The organism is Chryseobacterium aurantiacum, assembly GCF_003020585.1.
Lineage (GTDB): Bacteria > Bacteroidota > Bacteroidia > Flavobacteriales > Weeksellaceae > Chryseobacterium > Chryseobacterium aurantiacum.
In genome coordinates this window covers 1,285,432-1,308,551 of the sequence record NZ_PXUE01000001.1, presented here as the reverse complement: position 1 = coordinate 1,308,551, position 23,120 = coordinate 1,285,432, and the positions used below count along the sequence as shown (strand labels likewise).

General features: G+C 35.9%; 17 protein-coding genes and 1 tRNA gene. 8 read left to right on the top strand and 10 right to left on the bottom strand.

All coding sequences use genetic code 11. The annotated features are described in order from the left end of the window. Positions 1–6 precede the first annotated feature (6 nt). The 3 genes from C7D53_RS05695 to C7D53_RS05685 form a co-directional block, all read right to left on the bottom strand. Positions 7–1,425 carry a TolC family protein gene (locus C7D53_RS05695; RefSeq protein ID WP_106915390.1) on the bottom strand — a complete coding sequence of 473 codons (1,419 nt, stop codon included), beginning with the start codon at positions 1,423–1,425 and terminating at the stop codon, positions 7–9. A 350-nt stretch (positions 1,426–1,775) separates the two neighbouring features. Further along, a complete protein-coding gene (locus C7D53_RS05690; protein ID WP_106915389.1) occupies positions 1,776–2,264 on the bottom strand; it encodes an ecotin in 489 nt (162 codons plus the stop codon). A 138-nt stretch (positions 2,265–2,402) separates the two neighbouring features. Beyond that, complete coding sequence (locus C7D53_RS05685) at positions 2,403–8,330, bottom strand: alpha-2-macroglobulin family protein (protein WP_106915388.1); 5,928 nt, start codon at positions 8,328–8,330, stop codon at positions 2,403–2,405. 18 nt (positions 8,331–8,348) lie between these two features. Here C7D53_RS05685 and C7D53_RS05680 point away from each other — a divergent pair, with 18 nt between their 5' ends. The 5 genes from C7D53_RS05680 (at position 8,349) to C7D53_RS20855 (ending at position 11,418) form a co-directional block, all read left to right on the top strand. Continuing rightward, positions 8,349–9,104 (top strand): UbiA prenyltransferase family protein, encoded by a 756-nt coding sequence (locus C7D53_RS05680; protein ID WP_106915387.1) that lies wholly within the window; start codon positions 8,349–8,351, stop codon positions 9,102–9,104. 3 nt (positions 9,105–9,107) lie between these two features. Beyond that, positions 9,108–10,187: a DNA replication/repair protein RecF gene (gene recF / locus C7D53_RS05675; RefSeq protein ID WP_106915386.1), complete on the top strand. Its 1,080-nt coding sequence runs from the start codon at positions 9,108–9,110 to the stop codon at positions 10,185–10,187. Further along, positions 10,184–10,852: a hypothetical protein gene (locus C7D53_RS05670; RefSeq protein ID WP_106915385.1), complete on the top strand. Its 669-nt coding sequence runs from the start codon at positions 10,184–10,186 to the stop codon at positions 10,850–10,852. Before recF ends, C7D53_RS05670 begins: the two co-directional genes overlap by 4 nt. Before the next feature lie 7 nt (positions 10,853–10,859). Then, entirely contained in the window at positions 10,860–11,153 is a 294-nt protein-coding gene (locus C7D53_RS05665) for a hypothetical protein (protein ID WP_076351152.1), read from the top strand. Between the two features lie 100 nt (positions 11,154–11,253). Next, positions 11,254–11,418 (top strand): bacteriocin-like protein, encoded by a 165-nt coding sequence (locus C7D53_RS20855; protein WP_162926097.1) that lies wholly within the window; start codon positions 11,254–11,256, stop codon positions 11,416–11,418. 67 nt (positions 11,419–11,485) lie between these two features. Here C7D53_RS20855 and C7D53_RS05660 read toward each other — a convergent pair whose 3' ends face one another. Genes C7D53_RS05660 through C7D53_RS05650 form a run of 3 tightly spaced genes read right to left on the bottom strand, consistent with a single transcriptional unit; the run spans position 11,486 to position 15,263 of the window. Next, positions 11,486–13,516, bottom strand: a complete 2,031-nt coding sequence (locus C7D53_RS05660; RefSeq protein ID WP_106915384.1) for a recombinase — start codon at positions 13,514–13,516, stop codon at positions 11,486–11,488. Positions 13,517–13,529: 13 nt separating this feature from the next. Next, the gene (mtgA, locus tag C7D53_RS05655) at positions 13,530–14,174 is read right to left on the bottom strand and encodes a monofunctional biosynthetic peptidoglycan transglycosylase (protein WP_106915383.1); all 645 of its coding nucleotides are present in this window, start codon (positions 14,172–14,174) and stop codon (positions 13,530–13,532) included. A 42-nt stretch (positions 14,175–14,216) separates the two neighbouring features. Then, positions 14,217–15,263, bottom strand: coding sequence for an ABC transporter substrate-binding protein (locus C7D53_RS05650; RefSeq protein ID WP_162926096.1), 1,047 nt, complete (start codon positions 15,261–15,263; stop codon positions 14,217–14,219). 59 nt (positions 15,264–15,322) lie between these two features. On the opposite strand from C7D53_RS05650, the gene C7D53_RS05645 reads away from it, so the two are divergent. After that, positions 15,323–15,396: transfer RNA gene (locus C7D53_RS05645), tRNA-Arg, on the top strand. A gap of 220 nt (positions 15,397–15,616) precedes the next feature. On the opposite strand, the gene C7D53_RS05640 is transcribed toward C7D53_RS05645, so the two are convergent. The 4 genes from C7D53_RS05640 to C7D53_RS05625 all read right to left on the bottom strand — a co-directional run bounded on the left by C7D53_RS05640 (position 15,617) and on the right by C7D53_RS05625 (position 21,489). Beyond that, entirely contained in the window at positions 15,617–16,135 is a 519-nt protein-coding gene (locus C7D53_RS05640) for a DUF2911 domain-containing protein (RefSeq protein WP_106915382.1), read from the bottom strand. Between the two features lie 35 nt (positions 16,136–16,170). After that, positions 16,171–17,862 carry a sodium:solute symporter gene (locus tag C7D53_RS05635; RefSeq protein ID WP_106915381.1) on the bottom strand — a complete coding sequence of 564 codons (1,692 nt, stop codon included), beginning with the start codon at positions 17,860–17,862 and terminating at the stop codon, positions 16,171–16,173. Positions 17,863–17,962: 100 nt separating this feature from the next. Further along, positions 17,963–20,467 carry a PIG-L family deacetylase gene (locus tag C7D53_RS05630; protein WP_106915380.1) on the bottom strand — a complete coding sequence of 835 codons (2,505 nt, stop codon included), beginning with the start codon at positions 20,465–20,467 and terminating at the stop codon, positions 17,963–17,965. 350 nt (positions 20,468–20,817) lie between these two features. Continuing rightward, complete coding sequence (locus C7D53_RS05625; RefSeq protein WP_106915379.1) at positions 20,818–21,489, bottom strand: hypothetical protein; 672 nt, start codon at positions 21,487–21,489, stop codon at positions 20,818–20,820. A 524-nt stretch (positions 21,490–22,013) separates the two neighbouring features. Between C7D53_RS05625 and C7D53_RS05620 the strand changes: the two genes are divergently transcribed. Next, positions 22,014–22,766 carry an alpha/beta fold hydrolase gene (locus C7D53_RS05620; protein ID WP_228422197.1) on the top strand — a complete coding sequence of 251 codons (753 nt, stop codon included), beginning with the start codon at positions 22,014–22,016 and terminating at the stop codon, positions 22,764–22,766. Positions 22,767–22,772: 6 nt separating this feature from the next. Continuing rightward, a complete protein-coding gene (locus C7D53_RS21130; RefSeq protein ID WP_228422195.1) occupies positions 22,773–22,976 on the top strand; it encodes an alpha/beta fold hydrolase in 204 nt (67 codons plus the stop codon). The last annotated feature ends 144 nt before the right edge of the window (positions 22,977–23,120 follow it).

Genomic DNA, 23,120 nt, shown 5'->3' with positions numbered 1-23,120 from the left:
TAATTTTTAAGGGATTAAATAAAATTTGGTGATATCCAGCTCCTGAGTAGCCCTCATCAGTTCTATTCCGGCTCTTCTCTGGTTGAAAATTGCGTTCTGGTAATCCAGTTCTGCTGCTTCGAGGTCATTTTCTGCATCAATAAGCTGTGATGATTTACTCATTCCATATCTGAATTCTTTTTCGGCCTGTACCAATGCACTTTTTGCCAATTCTTTTTGCTTGGTCTTTAATGCAATTTGTGCAGTAGCAATATCATAATTGGTTTGATTATTCGCCAGATTCAGGGTTAGCTTTTTCAATGCATCTTCTTTCTGGTTCTGCAATACTTCTTTTCCAACCTTAGCGGTTTCTTCCGCGTGCTTTCCTTCTTTTCCGTCAAAAATTTCCCATTTAAATCCAACTCCTGCGGTAATTAATGGAAAGACATTAATATTGTTAGGGCTCCAATCTAGCTTTCTGCCCTCATATCCCAGTGCGGGCACTGCCGGAACTACATTTTCAGAGCTTTTAATTCGGTTTCCGTATAGCCCGATATAGTAAGCAGAGGCCATGAGCTGAACCTTTGGAATCATCCATGTTTTCTCTGCCTTTATTTTGTAATTTGCAGCATTAATTCCATGTTCCAGAGCACGGATTTCAGCTCTTTGCTCTATTCCTTTTTCTGCGGCAAGTAATTCTACAGGAGACAATATCGGATCTATCATCCTAAGACGATCTTTATTGATTCCCGTTAAAATATAAAGCTGGGTAAGAAGTAGTTCTTTTTTCCCTTCATATTCTACTACTTTTGCATCTAAAGTTGCCTGGGCCAGTTCTATTTTCTTATGATCGTAAGGAGTAATTAAGCCATAGCCTAATGCTTTATCTGCGGTCTTTTTATTGATATCAAGTCTTTTTTTACTTTCGTCAAGAACCCTTTTAGACTGATGGATCAATGCCAGCTGATCATAGGCTCTGGAAATAGTAGCCATAACCTCATCCTTGGTTTTTTCCAAGAGAATATCCTCAGATTTCTTCTTTTCTTCAATTGCTTTTTTAAGGTATTTCACCTTTCCTCCGGAATACAGAAGCATTTTGGCATCTGCTTTGGCAACGCCTGAAAATCCGGATACATTGAAGTTGTTGTTAAAAGTTCCCTCAGGGATATTAATAAAAGGAGCCAGATTAATTTCCGGTGACGTTAGTCTTGCTGTTCCGTTAAGGTATCCTGCCTTACCACTTAATTCCAGTGTAGGAAGAAAGATATCCTTTAGTTTATGTTCGTCGAGATCGGTAAGTTTATTTTGGGTAATCTGCATTTTAAGGTTCGAGTCCCGAACCATAGCACTATCCAGAAGTTCTTTAAAATCCGGCGCCGACTGTGCCCAGCCAAAAGCAGGAAAAGCAAAAAAACTAAACGTAAAAATCAATAAATTGTTTTTCATGGTTTATGTTTATAACAAATATAATGCAAAAATTGTTAAAATGCTTACAGATTAGCAAATATAAACATGTATTTAAAATAAGTTTAAAATGCGTTTAAGTATAAAAGCTTATAAAATAAAGTTTTGCCCGATGTGTTTAAATGTTAATTAAAAACTAAAAAACTTTGAAAAAAAATTAACTCCACTTTTAATCGCTCTCTTTTATATTCTCTCAACCCATAAAACAGAAGCTTTACTGTATAAGATTAAATAAAAACAGAATTACTTATCAAAATTAAAACCTCGAATATCAGAAACGAAAACTCCCCACATCACTGTGAGGAGTTTTCTATAATTATAATAAGCTGATTTTACTTTTGAACTGCTTTTTTCATTGCAGCATCCGGACGCAAAACTCTGTAACGTACTTCTATATCTTTTGGAACATAGAATACCAATGGTAATTTACTGTTGTATCTTACAATTTCCGGTTTTAAGGTTACAAACTTTTTAGTTAGCTTTTTATCAAGACAAGCCATTAGTGTTCCTCCTGTTTCTCCTTTAGATTCTACTTCATAATAGTTGTATCCCCATCCCTGAAGATCCTGAGTTTTCATCTCTCCCATCAGGAAGTAGTTGTTACAATCCAACATTTTCTCAGCCCCTACAAAAACTTCAACTTTTAAATCATTTTCATTTTTTGCTACGGGTAGTTGAATATATACTTGCTTGTATCCTTCTTTAGCTTTTGGGAACATTTCAATTTGCAGTTTTTCAAACTTCTGAGCTTTGGTTTGTCCGAAAGCACTTACTCCTGCCATTAACACCAATCCGGTAATTAAAATTTTTGAAAATTTCATCTTTTAATAATTTTTTTAATTGATACTATTTTAATTCCAAAAACCATTCCAAAACTAAACAATTGTTTGATGTTTTTTTATTTACAATTTTCAAACAAAAAACTGCAGTAAAAAATACTACAGTTTTATGCTTATAAGTTATTCTGAAATTGCGACATTACTTCCTTTTGTATGCGCATTCATTTGCGGTGCGTAGTAATTCTGCATCGTTGTAATTCCGTTTGAGAATTTACCTGATGCATTGACCACCACGTCGTACTCAAATACATATTTTCCTTTTGGCATGTATTGGATATAGAAGTTCGTAGAGGCATCTTTTGTAGACTGATAATACCCAAGATTATTTTTCCATTGATATCCGGACAATGCATCTAATGGTTCAAATCCTGCAGCACGCATATCTTTAATATGAATAAATTCCATAGCGCGGTCTGTATTCAATATCATTCTTACGGTTACCTTATCCCCTACTTTAAGTGGTGTTTCCGGTGAAATCTTCTGAAGCTCTTCCCCGTTTACGGTTTTCACTTTTTTATAAAGCTCCTTGGTTACGGAAATATAATTTTCAGATGATTTAATCTTATCGAGATCTTCATAATACTGCCAGAATAATCCTCCCTGAACAATTCCAGGCTCTGGTTTCGTAATGGTTACTGTTGCCAGGTTTTTGTCCACAGTCTCTGTTTTTACAGCTGATTTCACATAGCCTGTTGCCTGAGTTTGAGGAACCAGTTCTTTTCCACCCCAAACGATTGTTGCTTTATCGCTTTCTGTACCTGTCCATGATTTCCCTGAATTCAGGATGGTAAAGATCACTTCTGAAGTCCCTCTTGAGCTTCCCCATGAATTCACTTCTTTCTGTGTTACCAGCCAGATCTTCATCTCCTCAATAAAGTTCTGATCATTCGATTTCAGTTTATTGAAAGCTTCCAATGCTCCTGCATGGTTGACTACTTTTGAGCCAAACCATCCCCAATCATTCAGATTCTGCTTCCAGTAAATCCCTTGTGTTTTGGTATCTGTAGAAGTTTCTTTTAGGTAGGTCATCAGTTTATCAGATACGTCTTTCACCCCATAATCATTCATTAATAAGGCAGCGCGGTGAAGCCCAAAGAATGTAAAGTCAGTAATCTTAGCCCCTTTTGCTTTTTGTTTCACCATAGATTTTAAGGTAGCTCCTTTTCCTTTTAGCGGATATTGTTTTTCCCAGTAGTTTCGGGTATCAAGATAATCAAGAACCCAATTGCTCCAGACGTTTGTATTTTTAATATCTGAATATTTACTGATTTCAGTATCTACATACTGAATTAATTTCGCTACCAGTTCTTTCTGTTCAGAACCTTGATAATCTGCCACATTATCTTTTAGCCATAAATTGATCTTTCCAAGGCTTTTAAGGATATACAATGACGTTCCGTAAGAACTTGGATATCCCGGATACCATGAGAACCCACCATCCGGATTTTGTAATGTTTTTAACTCATTCCAATCCTGACTGATAGAATTTTTCATCGTATTGGCATCAAACAAGAGCGCCAGTTTCTGCATTTGTTCATTCTCATTTTTACTATCCAATACCCAAGGTGTTTCTTCCAATAACAGCTGTTTCAGTTCCTGGTTTTTTTCAAGGTTTGAATTTAATAATCCTTTGCTTTGATATTCTTCGAAAATAGTTTTCATTTTCGGGTTGGCCTTAAATATTTCTGAAGCCAGTACATCTGCAAACCATTTGTTGAAGATGACATCTGCAGAACTATTTTGATCACTCTTCAAGCTTGGAAGCGCAAACATAATTTCCCAGATTGGGTTGGTGGTCAGCTCCAATGTATTGGAAACGTTTGAAATGGTTGTTGAGGCAGCATCTTTAAGGTTATCCAGCACAAATGTTTTGGTTTCTCCTTCTTTCACAAAAACTGGAACAGCATCAGTTACCAGCATTCTGTTCGGTAATACTGCAACGGCCTGTTGTTCTCCATCAGAATAGGCTCCTGCTTTGGCTACCACTTTTAAAATAATTGATGAGACATTGTTTGGAACTTTCAATTTCCATGTTAATGCTCCGTTCCCGTTTTCAGTCAGATCAAAATTCTGAGTTCCTGAAGCAACCCCAAATTTTGAAGAGATATTTTCGTTTGTGAATGCATCCAGAATCTGTAATTCTGCAGAGCCACTCAATTTTTTATCGGTAAGGTTTGACAATTTTGATTGTAAGTTCAATTCATCCCCTTCTCTTAAGAATCTAGGATAATTTGGCGTTACAGAGAATTCTTTCTGCGTTACCACTTCTTTTTCCTGGGTAGTAGCTCTGGCATCCTTGGTATGAGCAAGGAACATCAGCTTCCATTTGGTAAGAGCTTCCGGTGATGTGAATTCAAAGCTTACATTTCCTTCTGCATCTGTTTTCAGATTCGGGTAGAAGAATGCTGTTTCATTTAAGTTCTGACGTACAGGAACTTTTTCTAAATTCCCCTCTAAATTTCCAGCCCCATCTGCATATTTTTTTCTCTCTTCTTCCGATAACTGTCTTCCTGAATTCAAAATGTCAATTGCATTATCATCCATTCTAATAGATTCTAATCTCATTGTTGGAGGATTTTCTCTCTTCGCTGCCTTTACAGGTGCTGGAACAGCACTAGAGTACCCTCTAATTTTAACCCCAGCTGCTCGCCCTTGTAATGAATATGAAAAATCACCATCAAACCAGTTAAAATCAGGAACTTGAACATAATTTCCGTTATAGTAATCCTGTCTTTTCTGATATCTTTTCTGCAACAGATAATCCTGCATAGTGTAAGATGAAATCATAGTAAATGGTGTATACAACTTCTCCCAGTTATATTCATTTTTAGCAAACTGATCCAGAGACATATCATACATATTGGCCAATACCTCTGCATTTACTTTTTCCTTATCATTTCCGGTAACCTTAATAGTCCATTTTTCTTTTGAATTAGGTTCCAGTTTATCTCTGAAAGTAACCGTTTCTATTTTTAAAGGCTTCTCAGTATCTTTTATTTTCAGGGCTGTGCTCTGCGTCTCCACATCGTTAAATGCAACTAATTGAAACTGAAGATTAAGTTCTGATACATTTTTCTCTTTTGGAATATTGGCAGTATACTCTAAAATTCCATTTTTCAGCTGATGAATTTCTGAAATGGTTTTTCCTGATCCATCCTGAACAAAAACATTGACCCAAGCATCGGGAATTGCAGAATACACATACACTTTCGCTTTCTCTCCTCTTGTTACTTCATCCTTTGGAGCAATTATGGTAAGGAAAGTTTTTTGAGTAGGTTTAAGAGTATTTTTATCCCAAACACTAAAATATTGGGCTGATTTTATGGTGTCTTTTCCTTCAATATTGAACAATTCCAATTGATAATCTCCTGCTTCCAGCTTCCCTAAATCAAGGTTCGTTGAAAGTTGGGTGTTATCTGTTGATGCAGGTTGCTGCTTTTCAATAATTACTTTCTGCGTTTTCCAGTTTTTAATCTCATCATTTTTATCAAACATGTCGTGTGGGAACTTGCTGATAAATTCATCTTTTGAATATTTCGGTAAATTCTGAACCTCAGATTTAAAGTTATTTCTAAAAATTCTATCCGGAGCTGCCAGCTTTGACAACTTTACCTGATATGATTTTTTAAGATTTTGTTCGTTATAGTTTTTTGTTTCTACTTTAAGTTTCACATTCTCGTCACTGAAAGTATTTTTAATATCATCTGCCTTAATGTAATGGGAAACTGAAGCCACACTCAACTGTGTATTGGCAGACTGTGTTTCGCCGTTAATATCTGTAGCAGAAGCATTGATCTCATAATTATCAATCTGTATTCCTTCCAGTTTTTCATCTTTCTTCAGTTCCAAACGAATAACAAACTCTCCTTTTTCATTGGTTTTAGCTTCTCCGAGAATTGAGTTTTCGTTGTCGTCACCTCTTGGATACCACCAGAAGTATCTCCATCTGATATTATGTTTTTTAATTTCATAGTTTACCGTTGTATTGCTTAGCGCAACCCCAGAGAACATCATGGCTTTCCCTTTAAGCTCTATGGTCTGACCATATTTATATTCATCTTTTACAGGTTCAAAGGTTACTTCAAACTTTGGTCTTTTGTATTCCTCTACTCGGATGTCTTTATATCCGTTGCTTGTGCCATCTGTATTCAGATAGAAAACCCCGTTTAATTTTCCTTTTGGCAGGGTGAAACTACCATGATAAGATCCAAATTCATTGGTCTTGAAGCTCTGTGAAGAAACCTCCTGATTATTGGCATCCAATAAAGTTATTTTTTGCTGTAATCCTGAAACTACAGACTCTGTTTCCTTATTCAGCTGCGTGTTTACTACTTTGAAATATACAATCTGCCCTGGTCTGTAGATGGCTCTGTCTGTGAAGATTTGTGCCTTGGTACGAGACTCTCTGTTAGGGTTGTAATCTTCTGTATTGGTTCTGTTTCCATATACCTGCATGATCTGGAAATCATTCGTTTTAGGCTGTTGGATCAAAAAAGTTCTGTAATATTCTTTACTGGCAGTAACAGGAAGTTGGAAAACTCCTTTTTCATTGGTTTTACCCTCAGTTTTGCTAACAGAATTATTTCCTGAAAATTCATGAAAAGTAAGATTTTCACTTATAACAGGTTTTCCGTTTTCACTGGTAACCAATTTCAACTCATCTGAAAGCGAGTTTTTAGAAGACTTGTTTTGGTAAATGATTTTATTTCCGGAAACAATGAAGTAAAAATTCTGTTGAGAATCATCATCACTGGCTTTAGCACTTTCACCGCCTACTGAATATTCTACAACATAGATTCCCGATGGAAGAGGCTTAATCTCCAATGAAGTTTTATGAAGTTTATAGTCCTTAGCATCTGAAAGCTGGTAGTTTTCTTTTCTCACCAGGCTTTTTTTCACCTTTTTGAAATTGGCACTTGCATAAGAATTTTGCATATATTTCATCAATGATGTAAAATCTTCTTTTACTTCATAAATATTTAAAGAAAAATCTGTAACATTTTGAGATTCTGCTACAAAATGAATAGGTAGATTATTTTGAGTTTGCTTTTCATACTTGATGGTCAGCGACGGATTTTTAATCTGGGTTTCCTTACTTTTAATATTTCCGATGAAAGGAGATTTGGGGTACTCACTTTTTGCCTGTTCTGCAATAGCTAGTGCTTCCTTAAATTTATCTTTCATCACAAGTTCAGTCATGATATCTTCCATCACCACCACTTTGTAATCTCCCTCTACATTAGATTTAGCAAGATTCTGAAGCTGCTCAAGTTTATCTTTACATTGATTGAAATTGCAATTCTCAACCAACTTTTCTTTCATGAAATACAACTTGGAATTTCCATTGTTTGAAGCAATCAAATCATCGAAAATGACATTGATTGAAGTTCGGTTTTCTGCAAGCTCATTTTTGGTAAAAAGATTATTTTCTGATAAAAAGCCAATCTTTTTAAGTGCATACCAATCGTAAAGGCTTGGGAAGTAGGCAATATCTTTTGTCTCTGAAAACAACGTCTTATACTTTTCCAAGGAAGCCTTTTTCAGGTCCTGTTTCTGCTGATCCAGATCCTGATAGTTTTTGGTTAAATAATTTTTAAAATCGAGTTTTGACCATGTCTCAATCTGTGAAACATCCTGCGAATTGATATTGGTTCTTCCATTGATCTTCCAATAGTTCTGGTTGTAGTAATCCTGAAAAAAACCGTTCAAAAGAACTTTGTAAACCAATTTCTCTTCTCCTTTCAGTTTTCCCTCCGCACCCTGAAGTTTACTGAAGAATTTTGAAACCGAATCATTCTTTTCATCGTCTACTGTTTGCTGTACAATGCTGAACTCTGCTTTCAGGGAACGGATCAGCTGAATTGTATTATTTTCTTTCATGGCTTTGTTTTCTAGTTCCAAAATAATGGGAAGATTAGATTTATAAGCTCCTTTCTGACTATTTTCTGCTATCTTTTTCCACTGGTCGTCATAATATTTCTGTGCGAAAACCGGTGAAAAGCCCAGTGATAAAAGCGAAAGCATAAATATCTTGGAAAATCTTTTCATATATATTAAATTTGATAAATGAACATTTTAAAAATACTGAAAAAATCCGTTATAGACAGCCAAGTTTACGTATCCTTAATGGGAACTCTTTTTGCAGTATTTTTCATGAAAGAGCAAAACACATTCCGTTTGCCCACTATTCTTTTAATTTTCATCACCTATTTCAGTGGTTATCTTTATACTAAGTATCAATATACCAGGCATTTTTTCAAAATTCTGGTTTTAAATGCAGTTGCAGGAGTTGTCTGTGCCTTTCTCATCATTCACAATCACAATGAAATAAGACTATTGAAATGGTTTGTCATTGTAGTTCTTGGATTGCTATACAACAGTTTTTTTCTTGATGTTTATATCCGAAAAATTCCGTTGCTTAAAGTATTCTATGTAGGGCTAGTCTGGGCATTGGTTAATTGCTGGCTTACTCTTCCGGAATTCAGTTTGCCTATTTTTTTGATCAGTTTTTTCTACATCACAGCATTGGTACTTCCCTTTGACATTCGGGACATGAATAGTGATACCGTAAAGACTTTCCCCATGTTAATAGGCATTCAAAACACAAAGTACATTGCCTATGGTCTTGTGTTTATAAGCAGCCTTATTGGTATTTTCTATCTTAAGCCTATTTATGCTGCATCATTTTTTCTGCCCACTATTATCACCTACATTTTAATCTATTTCTCTGAAAATAAAAGAGATGACACTTATTTTTCATTCGGTGTGGAAACTTGTTCAGCACTTCCTTTTTTATTTTTACTAATAATGGAGTATTTTTGACGAATGATTATCAAGAAGCTTTCCCTTTACAATTTCAAAAACCACTCTGAGAAAAAATTTGAATTTTCACCGCAAATCAACTGTTTTGTGGGTAATAATGGTGCAGGAAAGACCAATATTCTGGATGCCCTTCATTATTTATCCGTAGGCAAAAGCTTTTTGGGAAATACAGATCTGAACAACATCAAAAGAGAAGAAGATTTTTTCACTATTGATGCCGAAATTCAGAATGAAGAAAGTGAAGATATCATTAGAATTACCCAGCCCAAGGAAGCCAAAAAAGTTATTAAAAAAAACGACAAGAGCTATGACAGGCTTGCTGATCATATTGGTTATTTGCCCAGTGTGATGATTTCACCTTATGATTCCAATCTTATTTCAGACTCAGGAGAAAGCAGAAGAAAGTTTCTGGATTCCATGATTTCTCAAACGGATTCAGAATATCTTTTTGACCTGATACAATACCAGAAAACTATTCAGCAAAGAAATGCTTTACTGAAATATTTTGCTAAAAACAGGGTGTGGGACAAAGATTCTCTAGAAATATACGATGAGCCGATCTCTCGATTTGGAACGAAAATTTTTAATAAGAGAAAGGTATTTGTAGAGCAATTAAATCCTATTGTACAGAATTTTTATCAAATTATTTCCGGAGGAAAAGAGACTGTTTCGGTGATCTATGAATCTCATCTTCTGGAAAATTCTTTTGCAGAACTTTTAAAGGAAAGCCTTGAAAAAGACCGTATGCTAACCTATACTTCCAAAGGAATTCACAAGGATGATCTTCTTTTTGAGATGGATCATGTTCTCATCAAGAAAATTGGCTCGCAGGGACAGCAGAAGTCATTCCTTATTTCACTTAAACTTGCTCAAATGAGCCTTGTAAAGGAACTTACCAAGAAAACTCCAATTCTTTTGCTTGATGATATTTTTGACAAGCTTGATGATACAAGAGTTTCTCAATTAATTGAGCTGGTGAACAGAGAAAGCTTTGGACAGATCTTCATTACAGATACACACAGAGAACGAACTGAAAGTGTAGTAAAAAAAATTAATGAGGAAAGTATTATATTTGAGGTATGATCTCAAGGATTTTTATTATTCTATTTTCACTATTATTTACGTTTTCATTCAGCCAAAAAAAGAAGAAAGCGAAAAATTTACTCGCTGAAATTCATAGATATCAGCATGGTGAAACGAATACAAGCTTTAAATCTATTCCTTTAGAGAAAAGGATATCCAGATTTCCGTTTGATAAGTCTGCTAAGGTTAAAATAATTTCCTACAATCTAAGCTATAAAGGAGCAGCGGGCTATACCCCACCGCCACCACCACCGGTAGCCAAGCAGGATTCCATTAATCTGAATACATATTATGAGAACCTTACAAAATATAAATCTGTAGAAATAGAAAATCTTATTAAGGATGTCAATCATAAAGGCATACAGGAGACAAAAACATTAAACTTATCTGAAATTTCAGAACTTAGTGATGTTCTTTATAATACCTGCCACAAATATTATGTTTCCTACACTTCTCAAAGCGGATGCTTTTTCCCAAGAAATGCCATCTTGTTTTATGATGAAAATGATAAGGTTTTTGCTTATTTTGAAATTTGTTTTGAATGCTCCGGAATAGAATCTTTTCCAAAAGACATGATGGATTCTTTCGAGACCTGCGAATTTCTTTATCCTGATCTGGAGAAGTTTTTTAAAAATAAAGGTTTAACAACCGAATACGTACCTTAAAAGTAATATGAAGAAGAAAAAGCGCGAATATCAATCCTCTGAACTTGTAAAATCTTTTGCAAGAATCTATGGTTTTGAAGATAAACTGATAGCCTTTGACATCAAGGACTTCCTTGAGGATTATCTTGATGAAAGTCTTTTCCGTGAGATCAAAAGTGTGAATATTGAAAATAAATGCATTATTATTAAAATTGATTCTCCATTACTTAAAAATGATTTTAAAATGCGTAAGACTTTCTATTTGAAAAAGTTCCAGGACAAATTTGGAACAGAACAATTTCATGATCTTCAGATATTCTAGAATTCTCTCTGTTCATCTATATTGTAAGTAAGTATTATTTCAAATTATATCACCACATGTCGAAATAATATACTATATTTAATTTCAAAATTATTTTATCATGAAAAAAGTACTTACAACAAAAAAATTATCCAGAAACAATTTAAAGGCTATTCAAGGAGCAGGGCAAATGGTGTGTTGTCTTGTAAGCTGTGGAGATACCAGTCAATGTATTTTTTGGGAACAATTACCCGCAGAATGTCCGGAGTTTCCTTATTGTCTTTAAAAAGCTATACAAAAGACTTAAATGAAGCGAGGCGATCTATTATTAAGATCGCCTCGCTTTATTTTTATTAATGTTCTTCTGATTTATTAGAAATCGTACTGCTCATCAGGTCATCAGCTTTCTTATCCAGTCCTGAGCTTAACGGCAGGAAAAACTTCAAAGGATGCTTCGTAAAATATCTAAAAATCTCCTTATAGATCTCACTCACCTGTCCGAAATTCATTTTTCTAGATCTAAAGGCAAGGAACATAGACAAACTGAAACTTACCAGGAAGTTGAAGAAACCGATTAAGAAAACTGTAACAAAAGACATCCAGAATGTATAGGAATCTACTGAGAAGTCTTTTCCGTAAAGCCCCAATGCAAAGTTTCCAGCTGCAAAGGTAATGTGCCTGATATCAAGATCAAGTCCAAAGAACATTCCTACAGGCGCTGTAGCTCCAAGAAAAACTCCGAACCAAAAATTGGAAACAATTCCCGGCCAGTTCTTAGCATAATATTTAGATAAGCCTTTGGCAAATTTTTTCCCGAAGAAACTTCTGATGGAAAGGTTTTTGGCTATCCTCTCCGGAATTTGATAGAAAACAGAGTTGTTTCCGATATTTCCTGAAATAATTCCTGAAATAAACAGGTAAAATCCGGCAATACTGGCATGCAAAATAGCCTTGGATTTAAATGGATCAAGATCCTTTAATAATTTATCTGATCTGTCTACGGCTAAATTTTGTGATAGAAACACATCCAAACCGTAAATAATGGCTAAAGCTACAGGAAAGGCAAGCAATACGTTCCCAACAAAAGCAATAAACTGGCTTCTGAAAAGCTTTGATACAAGATGGGCAAATTCAGTGTTGTTTCTTTTGTTATTGCCCTCTTCAGACAATACCTTAGTCATGGTAGCGGCAGTCATGGCCGGCTGTTTCGTTGCCAATGTAAAACCCATCAGATAAATCATGATGAACCCCATGGCATAGTTCATTGAATAGAGGAATGCATGTGAAAAATCACTCCCCGGAATATAACCGTAGAGCATTTTCAGTACACAAAGCGCTCCAACAATGATTCCTCCTCCACTGGCCTTATAGAACATCGTCATATATTCCTTTCTGGTGGAAGTGATATAGTGTGTTCCGGCTTCTGCGGTATGATTGGTAATAAGGTGAGAAATCAACCTTGTACTGTCATTGATAAGATCTGCAATATTATTCTTATGAGATTTATAGTTCAAAATATTAAAAACCAGTTGCTTGGATTTAATAAGAACATCTTCTTCGTTATCAATAACCAAGAGCTGCACGATCTCATAGATTCTATCGGTCTGCTGTCTGATCTTCAGCAAGGATTGGTTAATCTTCCCTGAAATACCATATTTAGCAGAATTTTTAAAAGCGATATTAACGAATTCCTGACATTGCCCTGCATAGATCTTAATCTGCTTATATCTACTGTCCTTGGAATGAAGCTGTAATTCAGGATCTCTTACCAGGTCTTCTGCCAGAGTTTCAAGCTCATTTTGAAGAGCTAAAAACGGGTTATCCAGATTTCTGTATTGGGGTGCCATTCTCACGACTTCCACTTCCATCGCCATTCCTGTAACCCTCCATGAAAGAATATTCATAGAGAATATCAGTTCTTTTTTTACATTGGGCTTTGTAATAAAATCTGCAGCCCCTAAAAGATTTAAAAATTCATTAACCTCATTTTCAGGAAGGTTGTGGAGAAATTCTAGATCTTTCTTGGGTCTCATACTGACATTGTCAATCATATACCATACCGTCTTTTCATTTTCAACGGGTGGTAAAACCTTATTCAGGATCCTTTTTTTCAGTTCCGGAAAAAAGGCATTTTCAGAAAGAATATTCGCCTCCGTTAATGAAAGGTTGAATGGTCTTCCTTTAAAAATATTATGAATGTAATGTTTAAAGTTTTCCGCAAAATTCGGATTACTTCTAAGAAAATTAAGCACATCAGTAAAGTCTGCCCTTTTAACGCTCTCTAAAAACTCTGCAAAAGGCTCTAAAGAAAGGGTTTCGTTCTTAAAAGAAAAGTATTTTTTAAGAACTGACTCAAAATTTGTGCTGGAATTAAAGAATTTCATTAGTACAAAGATACTATTTCAAACTCACATTCCTCATCTGTCTCATGATCCAATTATGTTTCTTTCTCAAATATGGGGATGGATTCTTTGGATCATACTTCTTTGGATTAGGCAGTACAGCAGCAATCCATGCAGCATCTGAGGCACTTAGATCTTTGGATGATTTTCCAAAATAATATTGTGCTGCTGCTTCTACACCAAATACTCCCTGTCCCATTTCAATGGAATTCAGGTATCTTTCCAGGATAATATCCTTGCTCCATACTTTTTCTATAATGAAAGTGTAAACAGCTTCTAATCCTTTTCTTACCCAGCTTCTACCCTGCCAAAGGAAAACGTTCTTTGCGGTTTGCTGAGAAATGGTACTTCCACCTCTTATTTTTTTACCTTTTTCGTTATACTTCATTGCTTTTTCAATCGCAGTATAATCAAAGCCGTCATGGTCAAAGAATTTTTGATCCTCTGAAGCAATTACCGCTTTCTTTACATTGCTTCCCATGTCATCATAGGAAATATAATCTCTGTGCAGTTTTCCGTATTCAAAAAGGCCTCCTATCTGTGTAAGGGTTATAGGCGGATTAAAAAATCGACCCCAGATAATAAAAACCACGTTCAGAACAAGAACGATGAAAATAAGCTGTTTAATTTTTTTCCACATAACTTTTAAAAAGGAAAGGCAAAAATAAACAAATACTCCGATTTACTGCAATTCTTTCATATACGTAAGCTGATATTCCGGTAAAAGTTCAGGATGAAAGATTTTAATGTAGTCTTTCAGTATCAAATCTGCTCTTACAACTCCACTTTCGAAGAAGTCATTGGCTTTTTGCTTTTCTTTTCCTGCAATAGTATAGATTTTACCTTTATTGAATACATCCAGTTTTCCGTAGAAAGGATTCATCCCCAACATTTCTTTCTTTGAAGTATGGCTTCCGGCATTTACCCAGTACTGAACACCTCCTGCTTTTGCATATACTTCCTCAAAGCTCATGGTAAGGGCTTTTTCTTCTTTATTATCTTTCATGATATAATGAGCATTGGCATCAGCAATATAATGAGCCACAGAGGTGTTTCCCCCTGGAAGATACCACACATCACCGTACATTTCATTGGCCAATACTACAGGTTTATCTTTTGCTTTTAATGCCAATTGCTTCAGATCATTATAGTTTTTTTCAACTTCCTGATATTTGGTTTCAGCTTCTTTTTCTTTTCCGAAAAACTCTCCAAAAAGCTTAATGTAAGCTGTCTTTTGCAATGGTTGCTGTTCCATATACTCATCCAAAAACACCACCTGAATCCCATTGTTTTTCAACAGTTGATATGTATTGTCAAAACTGGCGATATAATTGGTAAAAATAGCATCCGGCTTCATAGAGATGATCTTTTCCACATCATACTTCTGCTCGCTTCCCACATTTTGAATCTTACCTTCTTTAAGCAGGCTCTGAATTTTCTCAGAATAAATATATTCCGGGCTTGAAACCCCGATGATCAGATTTTCTGCTCCTAATTCTGAAATATACCCGGCCATACTTGCATTCAGTAGGATGATTTTCTTGAAAGGAGTTTGATTTTGCTTAAAATTATAAGTAAAATTCCCCGATTTCAACTCCAGATTTCCATCCTGTTCCTTGTATTGGGTGCGATTTGAGATATTTGTCCAATCTGAGGACGAAATTTTTGATTCTCTTTTACAAGCTGTTAGCGCTAAAACTGTAAATAAAAGTAAAATTCTCTGTTTCATCTTCCAAAGAACGGAAAAAAGTGGTATATTTGCAACCGTTAAACAACAAGATAACAAAAGGCCTCGTGGCGCAACTGAATAGCGCATCTGATTACGGCTCAGAAGGTTACAGGTTTGAATCCTGTCGAGGTCACTTCAAGAGACAACTATTTGATAGTTGTCTCTTTTTTTATACCTATAAACACTTATTTATCAATCTTTTAAAATGTGAGGTTTAGTGTTTAAAATTTTAAGCATAAATGCTTAGACTGTTCTAAATAAACAAACTGAAAAGTTTTTCAATAGTACTCTTTGATACAATTTTAAACAAAAAAATCCCGAATGAACGGGATTTTAATTTCTTATATTTAAATTTATTTGATCTCTACAGGAACTGAGATTTTATCCCAATCCATTGTGAATCCATTACTGTTTATTTTATAAACTAAAGCTTCTTGTGTTGTTTGCAAAGCTTTTGTTTTTACATCAACACGTAAAGCATCTTTTGCTTCTTCGTATTTATAAGCACCCCATTGTTTAGGCTCCTTGTTAAAAATCGCAGTCCAGGTTCCGCTTTGTTTAGGGATTAAGAAAAAGCTATATTTACCTGCAGGAAGTTTTTTACCCTGAACGGTAATATCCTTATCCGTTTCGAAGGTTGTTGCTTCATTGGCACCCGCACGCCAAACTTTATCATAAGCTTCTAAACCACCCCAGATTGTACGTCCTTTAACAGAAGGACTGCTATAGGCTATTGTAATGGTTGCATCTTTAATTTTCCCCGTAGCGGTAGCTGGAGGGCTGGCAGGTTTTTTAGTGTCTTGCGCAAAGGCATTTAGGGAGATTGTCATTGTCGCAACAAGTACGGCAGCAGATTTAAGGATAGTTTTCATAATATTTTTATTTGTATGTTTACTGTTGTTCGTTTTTACGAATTTACTGCTTTTCGCTTATAAAACAGCAAACCGATTGCAGAAAATATAATCACTGCTGCTGCCCCTATGACATTAAGCCACAGGAAAGAAACAATATCAAAATTATAAACGGCAATCACCGTAATTTCTGATAAAATTGCAGAAATAAATACATTCGCCCCGTTGATTTTTTTAAAGTAAAATGCAACCAGAAAAATCCCTAGTATTGGACCGTAGAAAAGAGAACCTAATACATTAACCGCTTCAATAAGGGAACCCATTTGAGTGGCAAACATAGCTACACCAATTGAGAAAATTCCCCAGGCTAAAGTATGGAGACGACTATACTTCAATTCGGTTTTCTCATCAGGAATTTCTTTTTTAAATAGTAAATGAACATCTTTTAATGAACAGGCAGCAAGAGAATTCAGTGCTGCCGAAATTGAACCCCAGCTGGCCAAAAAAATGACAGCAAACAGTAAACCGATCATCCCAACAGGCAAGGTGTTTTTTACGAAATACAGGAAAATGTAATTCGTATCCGTTTTCTCCGCATTATAGTTTGAATTATTAATAGCTTCCTCTACCCTGCCGTGAAGTGCTTTTACTTCGGTTTGTGTATTTTTAAAATCCTCAATAGTTTTTTTGAGTTGGGGAGATTGAGTTTCTTTTAACTTTAGAATTTCTTTTGATTCTGCATTAAATTTTATTTGTAAATGCTGATGTTCTTTTTCAAAAACCGCAGCCTGTTCAGGTTTTGTTTCCTTTAAATATTGATAAGAGCGTTCGTTAAAATAAATCGGAGCCGGTTTTAGAGAAAAGAAAGCGAAAAGCAAAGCACCAATCAGCAGAATAGCAAACTGCATCGGAATTTTAACCAATCCATTCAACAGTAAGCCCATTTTTGCATTGGTATTGTCTTTCGCAGTAATATATCTCCCGACCTGACTCTGGTCAGTACCGAAGTAAGAAAGAGCCAGAAAAAAACCACCAATTAAACCGCTCCAAATATTGTATTTATCTTTCCAATCGAAGTCTGTGGTGATTACATTGAGCTTTCCTGATTTCCCCGCCAGATAAAGCGCATCGTTAAAACCAATTCCATTCGGCATATTTTGGATTAGCAAATAACCTGCAAAAGCCATTGTTCCCAGAATAATGAGAAACTGTAATTTTTGGGTGTGAGCTATTGCTTTTGCTCCACCAATATAGGTGTAAATCAACAGAATACCACCTGTTAAGACATTGGTTAAATAGATATTCCAGTTTAAAACGCTTGACAGGATGATGCTCGGAGCGTAAATGCTGATTCCTGTTGATAAACCTCTGGAAAAAAGAAAAAGAAGCGAAGTGAGCACCCTTGTTTTCTTATCAAAACGGTTTTCTAAATATTCATAGGCGGTATAAACATTCAAGCGTTGAAAAATAGGGATGAAAGTAACACAGATAACAATCATCGCTAATGGCAAACCAAAGTAGTACTGAACGAAACGCATTCCGTCTGTATAAGCCTGACCCGGTGCTGAAAGAAAAGTAATTGCACTTGCCTGTGTGGCCATAATACCTATAAGCACTATATACCATGGCATTTTATTATCTGCTTTCAGGTAGGTTTCATTGCTTTTTTGGCCACGACCGATCAACACGCCGTAGACAACCACTGCAACCAGTGTGAAAATAAGAACTGTCCAATCTATATTACTCATGCCCAGAATTTAGTAAACAAATAATAAAATGCGATCTGCAATATTAGTGCAGCCACCAATAATACGTACCAGGTATTCCAATTTTTAAGTTGTTTGTTCATTAGTTTTTCTGTGCAGATAAAAAGTTAAAAAATAAACGGGCCGCCCCCACATTTCCCGCAGGCAGCTGTCTGAAAAACGATAACGGTGTATAAATAAAATTACCCTTTCCGTATTTAGCATATAAGGTTGACCCCTGCAAAGGCTCTTCATCGGTATCGTGCATTTCAAAAAGTGGTTCATACGCTGCATCCCATTGGGCAGGGAAATAAGCCCCACGCTCCTGTATCCAGCCTTTAAAATCATCTGTAGTAATTTTGTTCGGAAAGTTCAGTAACTTATGATTTGGATTTAAAAACGTAACCGCAGCATTTTCTTCGGTCACACGCTTATTAGCAATGCTGAAATTGTACATCCCCAATTTGTCAACTGTTGTATCCTGATTGGTATTATACTGCATCACCAAATTACCTCCGCCTTTTGCATAAGACCATAAAAAAGGCATCCAGCGGCCCAACTTTTTCTCTGTATTGTTTGCACGAACACCCAATACGATGGCATCATATTGCGATAGCTTGTTTTGACTGCCGTTTCCGCCAGACTCATCTATATTACCATAAAAATCCTCGTCTTTCAAAACATCTACCTGAATACCTGCAATGCGTAGAAACTCAGGAATGAAATCGCCCGCACCTTCTACATAACCTACTTTTTTAATCTTTGCCTGAATATCACCTTTCATTATGGCTACACTTGCAGGCGCAAAATATTGTAAGGAGGGTAAATGCGGATACTGAATTAACACTTGTTTTTTATTATAAGTGACTCCATCTGCAACATAATTTGCATCCAGTTGCAAACGAGCCGAATGTATGGAGGCAAGCTTAGTTTTTGGAATAACGTAATCGAAAGTAAAATCTTTCCCATTGAGCGAACTTAAATCAGTACCTCCTAATCGTTCTCCATTATACAACAGGTTTACTTTACCTTTACTGAACTGCCTGTTAGAATTAATCTTAAAATTTAAACTGAGATGTAAATCTTCATTTTCTTTAACCACATAAAGGGGTTGTGTAAATTTCAGTTCCAAAGCAGGAACAATGCGCAAGGCTTCTACCACATCACCACGTACCGGATCTAATTTTTTGAATGATAAAGGAAGTTTAACTTGAAATTTTTCTGAACCGATTTTTAAACCAAGCAAAACATTCAATGATGATTCTGCCTCAGGTAAACCTATTAAAGTATCATTTGGAACGGAGAAAGTGGCTGCATTCGCGGCTGGTTTTGCCAACCAGTAAGGTTCTGTGAGTGCTGCATCTGCAGGAATCTGAATGTCATGCTGAATGGTAATTAAAGAATCTTTTGATAGTTTTCTGTTGAAGCTTTCTGATTGATTTAACCATTTTACATCTTCTAAAACGACAGGATTTGCAGCTCTCGAAATCAGATTTAATCTGAAATTGTAATGATCCCCGGCAACAGCTTCAGCCTGATTGGTAACCACCTCACCCATAAACCCGGCACAGCTTAAAATAATACGGTCTAGAGATTTAATTTTATCCTTTTTCAGGTCTGAATCTTTGAGTCCCGTGACCTTTTTTCGCAAAGCAAGTAAAGCAGGCAAGCTCTGGTCAGGATTATTGAAATTGAAAGTGGAAATAATTTGATCCAATGATTGATCAATATCAGCGTTTCCTTGTGAAGTCCAGGTTTTAACGAGTCCATCGAAAAGTGTTGTTTTTGCGGGCTCACCGATAACATGAGAAAAATATTCAGTTCTGATACCGGCTACAGACTGTGTTCCTGCACCCTGGCTTTTATGTAAGCTTCTGCTTAATCCTGCCAATTCACCATAGCCCATTCCCAGTTGTGCATCATATTGCCCAACGGTAACTTTAAGTTGATTTTCAGCTGTCGTATTAACCCCACCAAATCGGAAAGTATTCCACAATACTCGTTTTGGCTGCCATGTATTCACATATTTTAGTTGATCTGGGAAAGCTGTTTTATCGCCTGCCAGCTTAAAAGCTTTTTCCGCAACTACAGCCGAAGCCGCGTGCTGTCCGTGACCTGCCGCAGCAGTAGGAGGAAAACGACAAATGATAACATCAGGACGGAATGTACGGATTACCCAAACTACATCCGCTGTAATGCTGTCTGCATCCCATTGTTTAAAAGTATCCGTCGTATTTTTTGAGAACCCGAAATCAATCGCGCGGGTAAAAAACTGCTGGGCTCCGTCTAGCTTCCTTGCCTCTAAAAGCTCATGTGTTCTGATTAAACCCAATGCAGCTCCTTGCTCTGTGCCTAATAAATTCTGACCACCATCTCCTCGGGTTAAAGACAAATAACCTGTTTCCACATTTTGGTCGTTGATTAACCAGGAGAGCAATCCTGTATTTTCATCATCGGGATGAGCTGCAAGGTATAAAACTTTAGGCAGCTGTTTAAGTGTTTTGAGTTCACGGTAAATTTCAGATGATTTGGAAGGCCGAACCTGCTGGGCCGAACAAAAAACCGTATAAAAGCCAAGAATAAATACAGTGCTTACTTTTTTGAACATTTGAATTTGCTTTGCAGCGCAAATATAAGTAAATCATCTTTCTTTCAAACTTAAAAGAATTAAACTGTGAATTTCATAAAAAAAGCTGTTTATTTTTTTTATTAAACCACAAAAGTTACAAAAGATTCAAACACTTAAGTGAGCTTAAGAGGATATCCTGGCGCACAATAAGTTCACATAAGTTTTAAAAATCTTTGATTTTTTTCTTCAGTGTACTTTTATGCTGTATTATTTTAAACCTTCTTAAGTATTCTAAAGTTTTAAAAAAATAAAAACTTTTGTGACTTTTGTGGTTAAGTTTAAACAGACTTTTATATACGAATCAGGGTTTTCAAAGAGAATAAAGCTACTTATGTTTTTCTAATTGTATTCTGCGTAAGATAAATATAATTAAACATGCAAAATGTTGCCACTGCCCCAAAGGTATGCCATAAAAAGTGGGTTCCGAAACTAAACCATTCCCATTTATCCGCTATACGGAAAGTGAGTGCAAAAACAAACGACAATAAAGCAAAGCCTACCCATTTACCAGCTTTCCATTGGGTATAGATTAAATAGCTTAATACCGAAAAAAGCGTAAATGAAGCCATGATTGCATAATTTACATTGATAAAAAGAGAAGAGTTATCTACCAAAATCCAATTTCTTAAACCCAACATTAGTACCAGATATACGAGAACCATTACAACAGCATAGTACCATCTGATGCTCTGAGCTAAAAAATAAAATCCGGCAGATAAACAGAGCAACATAATAGGCATCCAATCCATCATAATAAATACCGGCCATTGTCTGAATGAATGGTAAACAGTCCCCCCTATGGCGCCAACATATAATAAAACCAAACAGTAGGTTAAAAAAGGATATTCTTTAAAATTACCCTTCATTTTAATCGTCCAAAAAATGGCTAAGGCTAAAAATAATACAGCAGTTATTGCATTGAATGGCTCAGGGAAAAGCTGAGCCATATCTGTTTCTTTATATAACATGCCTCCGTCCGGAGGTATTGGATTTATTGGCATTGTCTTTTTTTAATATTATATATGTAAACCTATTTTGGAATGCAACATACAAACACAACCCATTTTACTAAACATTAGTAAAACAGATACTAAAATACTTCTTCTAAATATAGAAAAAATTATAGCACTATATACCGGGATCTACCCGATTGTATTTTATGAAAATGTTAATTCTGCTTCTTATACCAATAAATCAGGTTGATTATAAAACAAATATTATTTTATTTTTTGATTCAGTACATTTAAATATGTAGTTTCCTTGATAATAAAGAAATCAATGCTTGAGCTCTGATGTATATATTTTTCCATGATTCATATTTGGAAAATCAACGACAAATACCAAGCTCTTCTAAGTCTTTTGCTCTAGAGCAAGTTTAAAGGAAATGATCTTATTTACCAGCTCAAAGTCAGCAGACTCTCCGCAGCAGAAGGTAATAGTTCTAATTTATTTTTGACTACTGACACACTGTTGTCATGTTTCAGGTGTAAGTTTGTCTCATTAATTAATCTTTAAAAGAATAAAAATGACAAACGAAATTAGCTCAGTGCTTACCCCAACCAGTTTTCCCAACCCCACTCTTATTTCAGTCAATGGTGTAGAACTGGAAGTCTTTGAAGCAGGTAAACAGAATGTTGGAAAACCTATTGTACTCTGCCACGGATTTCCGGAACATGCTTTTTCCTGGCGTCATCAGGTGCCGGCATTGGTTGCAGCTGGTTATCATGTGATCATTCCCAATCAGAGAGGTTATGGTAGCTCATCCAGTCCGGCCGAAGTAACTGAATATGATATTGTACACCTGACAGGTGACTTGGTCGCACTACTCGATTACTTTGGATATGAAGATGCCACTTTTGTGGGTCACGATTGGGGTGCAAATGTCGTTTGGAACCTGGCACTATTGCATCCTGAGCGGGTAAATAAAATAATAAACTTAGCGTTGCCCTATCAGGAGCGTGGAGAACAACCATGGATTGAGTTTATGGAAGCAATATTTGGAGGAGACTTCTATTTTGTTCACTTCAATCGACAAGCAGGAGTAGCAGATGCTATAATGAATGAAAACACATCTCAGTTCCTCGGTAACCTATTCCGCAAAAATGTACCTCCAACACCACCAGAGCCCGGAATGCTAATGATAAATCTTGCAAAAGCAGGACATCCGCTTGGGGAACCCTTAATGGAGGACAACGAATTATCTGTATTTGTTTCTGCTTTCGAAGCATCAGGGTTTACAGGAAGTATAAATTGGTACAGAAACCTTGATAGAAACTAGCACTTAATGGCGGACGTAACCCCAATTATTCATCAACCAACTCTTATGATATATGGTGAACAGGACACGATTCCCAAATCTGAAAACCTAAAAAATATTGTTCCTAATTTGGATATTGTTAGTCTGGATTGTGGTCATTGGATTCAACAAGAAAAGCCAGAAGAAACCACCCAAGCAATTTTAAAATGGTTAGAACAACAGAATGCCTAACAAGAAAGTAGAAATATACTATCTTAAAAATGAACTGGTTGGATTGACAGTACAAAAAAACGATTGACAATTATTCGTTTATAAAGCGAGATTACTTTTATATAGATTTTTGAAATTTTATTTCTTTTTAGAAGTTGTACGCTC

What these genes read in the sequence shown, in the direction of transcription:
- C7D53_RS05695 (WP_106915390.1), bottom strand. Translation starts at nt 1,425, where the DNA reads ATGAAAAACAATTTATTGATTTTTACGTTTAGTTTTTTTGCTTTTCCT.
- C7D53_RS05690 (WP_106915389.1), bottom strand. Translation starts at nt 2,264, where the DNA reads ATGAAATTTTCAAAAATTTTAATTACCGGATTGGTGTTAATGGCAGGA.
- C7D53_RS05685 (WP_106915388.1), bottom strand. Translation starts at nt 8,330, where the DNA reads ATGAAAAGATTTTCCAAGATATTTATGCTTTCGCTTTTATCACTGGGC.
- C7D53_RS05680 (WP_106915387.1), top strand. Translation starts at nt 8,349, where the DNA reads ATGAACATTTTAAAAATACTGAAAAAATCCGTTATAGACAGCCAAGTT.
- recF (WP_106915386.1), top strand. Translation starts at nt 9,108, where the DNA reads ATGATTATCAAGAAGCTTTCCCTTTACAATTTCAAAAACCACTCTGAG.
- C7D53_RS05670 (WP_106915385.1), top strand. Translation starts at nt 10,184, where the DNA reads ATGATCTCAAGGATTTTTATTATTCTATTTTCACTATTATTTACGTTT.
- C7D53_RS05665 (WP_076351152.1), top strand. Translation starts at nt 10,860, where the DNA reads ATGAAGAAGAAAAAGCGCGAATATCAATCCTCTGAACTTGTAAAATCT.
- C7D53_RS20855 (WP_162926097.1), top strand. Translation starts at nt 11,254, where the DNA reads ATGAAAAAAGTACTTACAACAAAAAAATTATCCAGAAACAATTTAAAG.
- C7D53_RS05660 (WP_106915384.1), bottom strand. Translation starts at nt 13,516, where the DNA reads ATGAAATTCTTTAATTCCAGCACAAATTTTGAGTCAGTTCTTAAAAAA.
- mtgA (WP_106915383.1), bottom strand. Translation starts at nt 14,174, where the DNA reads ATGTGGAAAAAAATTAAACAGCTTATTTTCATCGTTCTTGTTCTGAAC.
- C7D53_RS05650 (WP_162926096.1), bottom strand. Translation starts at nt 15,263, where the DNA reads ATGAAACAGAGAATTTTACTTTTATTTACAGTTTTAGCGCTAACAGCT.
- C7D53_RS05640 (WP_106915382.1), bottom strand. Translation starts at nt 16,135, where the DNA reads ATGAAAACTATCCTTAAATCTGCTGCCGTACTTGTTGCGACAATGACA.
- C7D53_RS05635 (WP_106915381.1), bottom strand. Translation starts at nt 17,862, where the DNA reads ATGAGTAATATAGATTGGACAGTTCTTATTTTCACACTGGTTGCAGTG.
- C7D53_RS05630 (WP_106915380.1), bottom strand. Translation starts at nt 20,467, where the DNA reads ATGTTCAAAAAAGTAAGCACTGTATTTATTCTTGGCTTTTATACGGTT.
- C7D53_RS05625 (WP_106915379.1), bottom strand. Translation starts at nt 21,489, where the DNA reads ATGCCAATAAATCCAATACCTCCGGACGGAGGCATGTTATATAAAGAA.
- C7D53_RS05620 (WP_228422197.1), top strand. Translation starts at nt 22,014, where the DNA reads ATGACAAACGAAATTAGCTCAGTGCTTACCCCAACCAGTTTTCCCAAC.
- C7D53_RS21130 (WP_228422195.1), top strand. Translation starts at nt 22,773, where the DNA reads ATGGCGGACGTAACCCCAATTATTCATCAACCAACTCTTATGATATAT.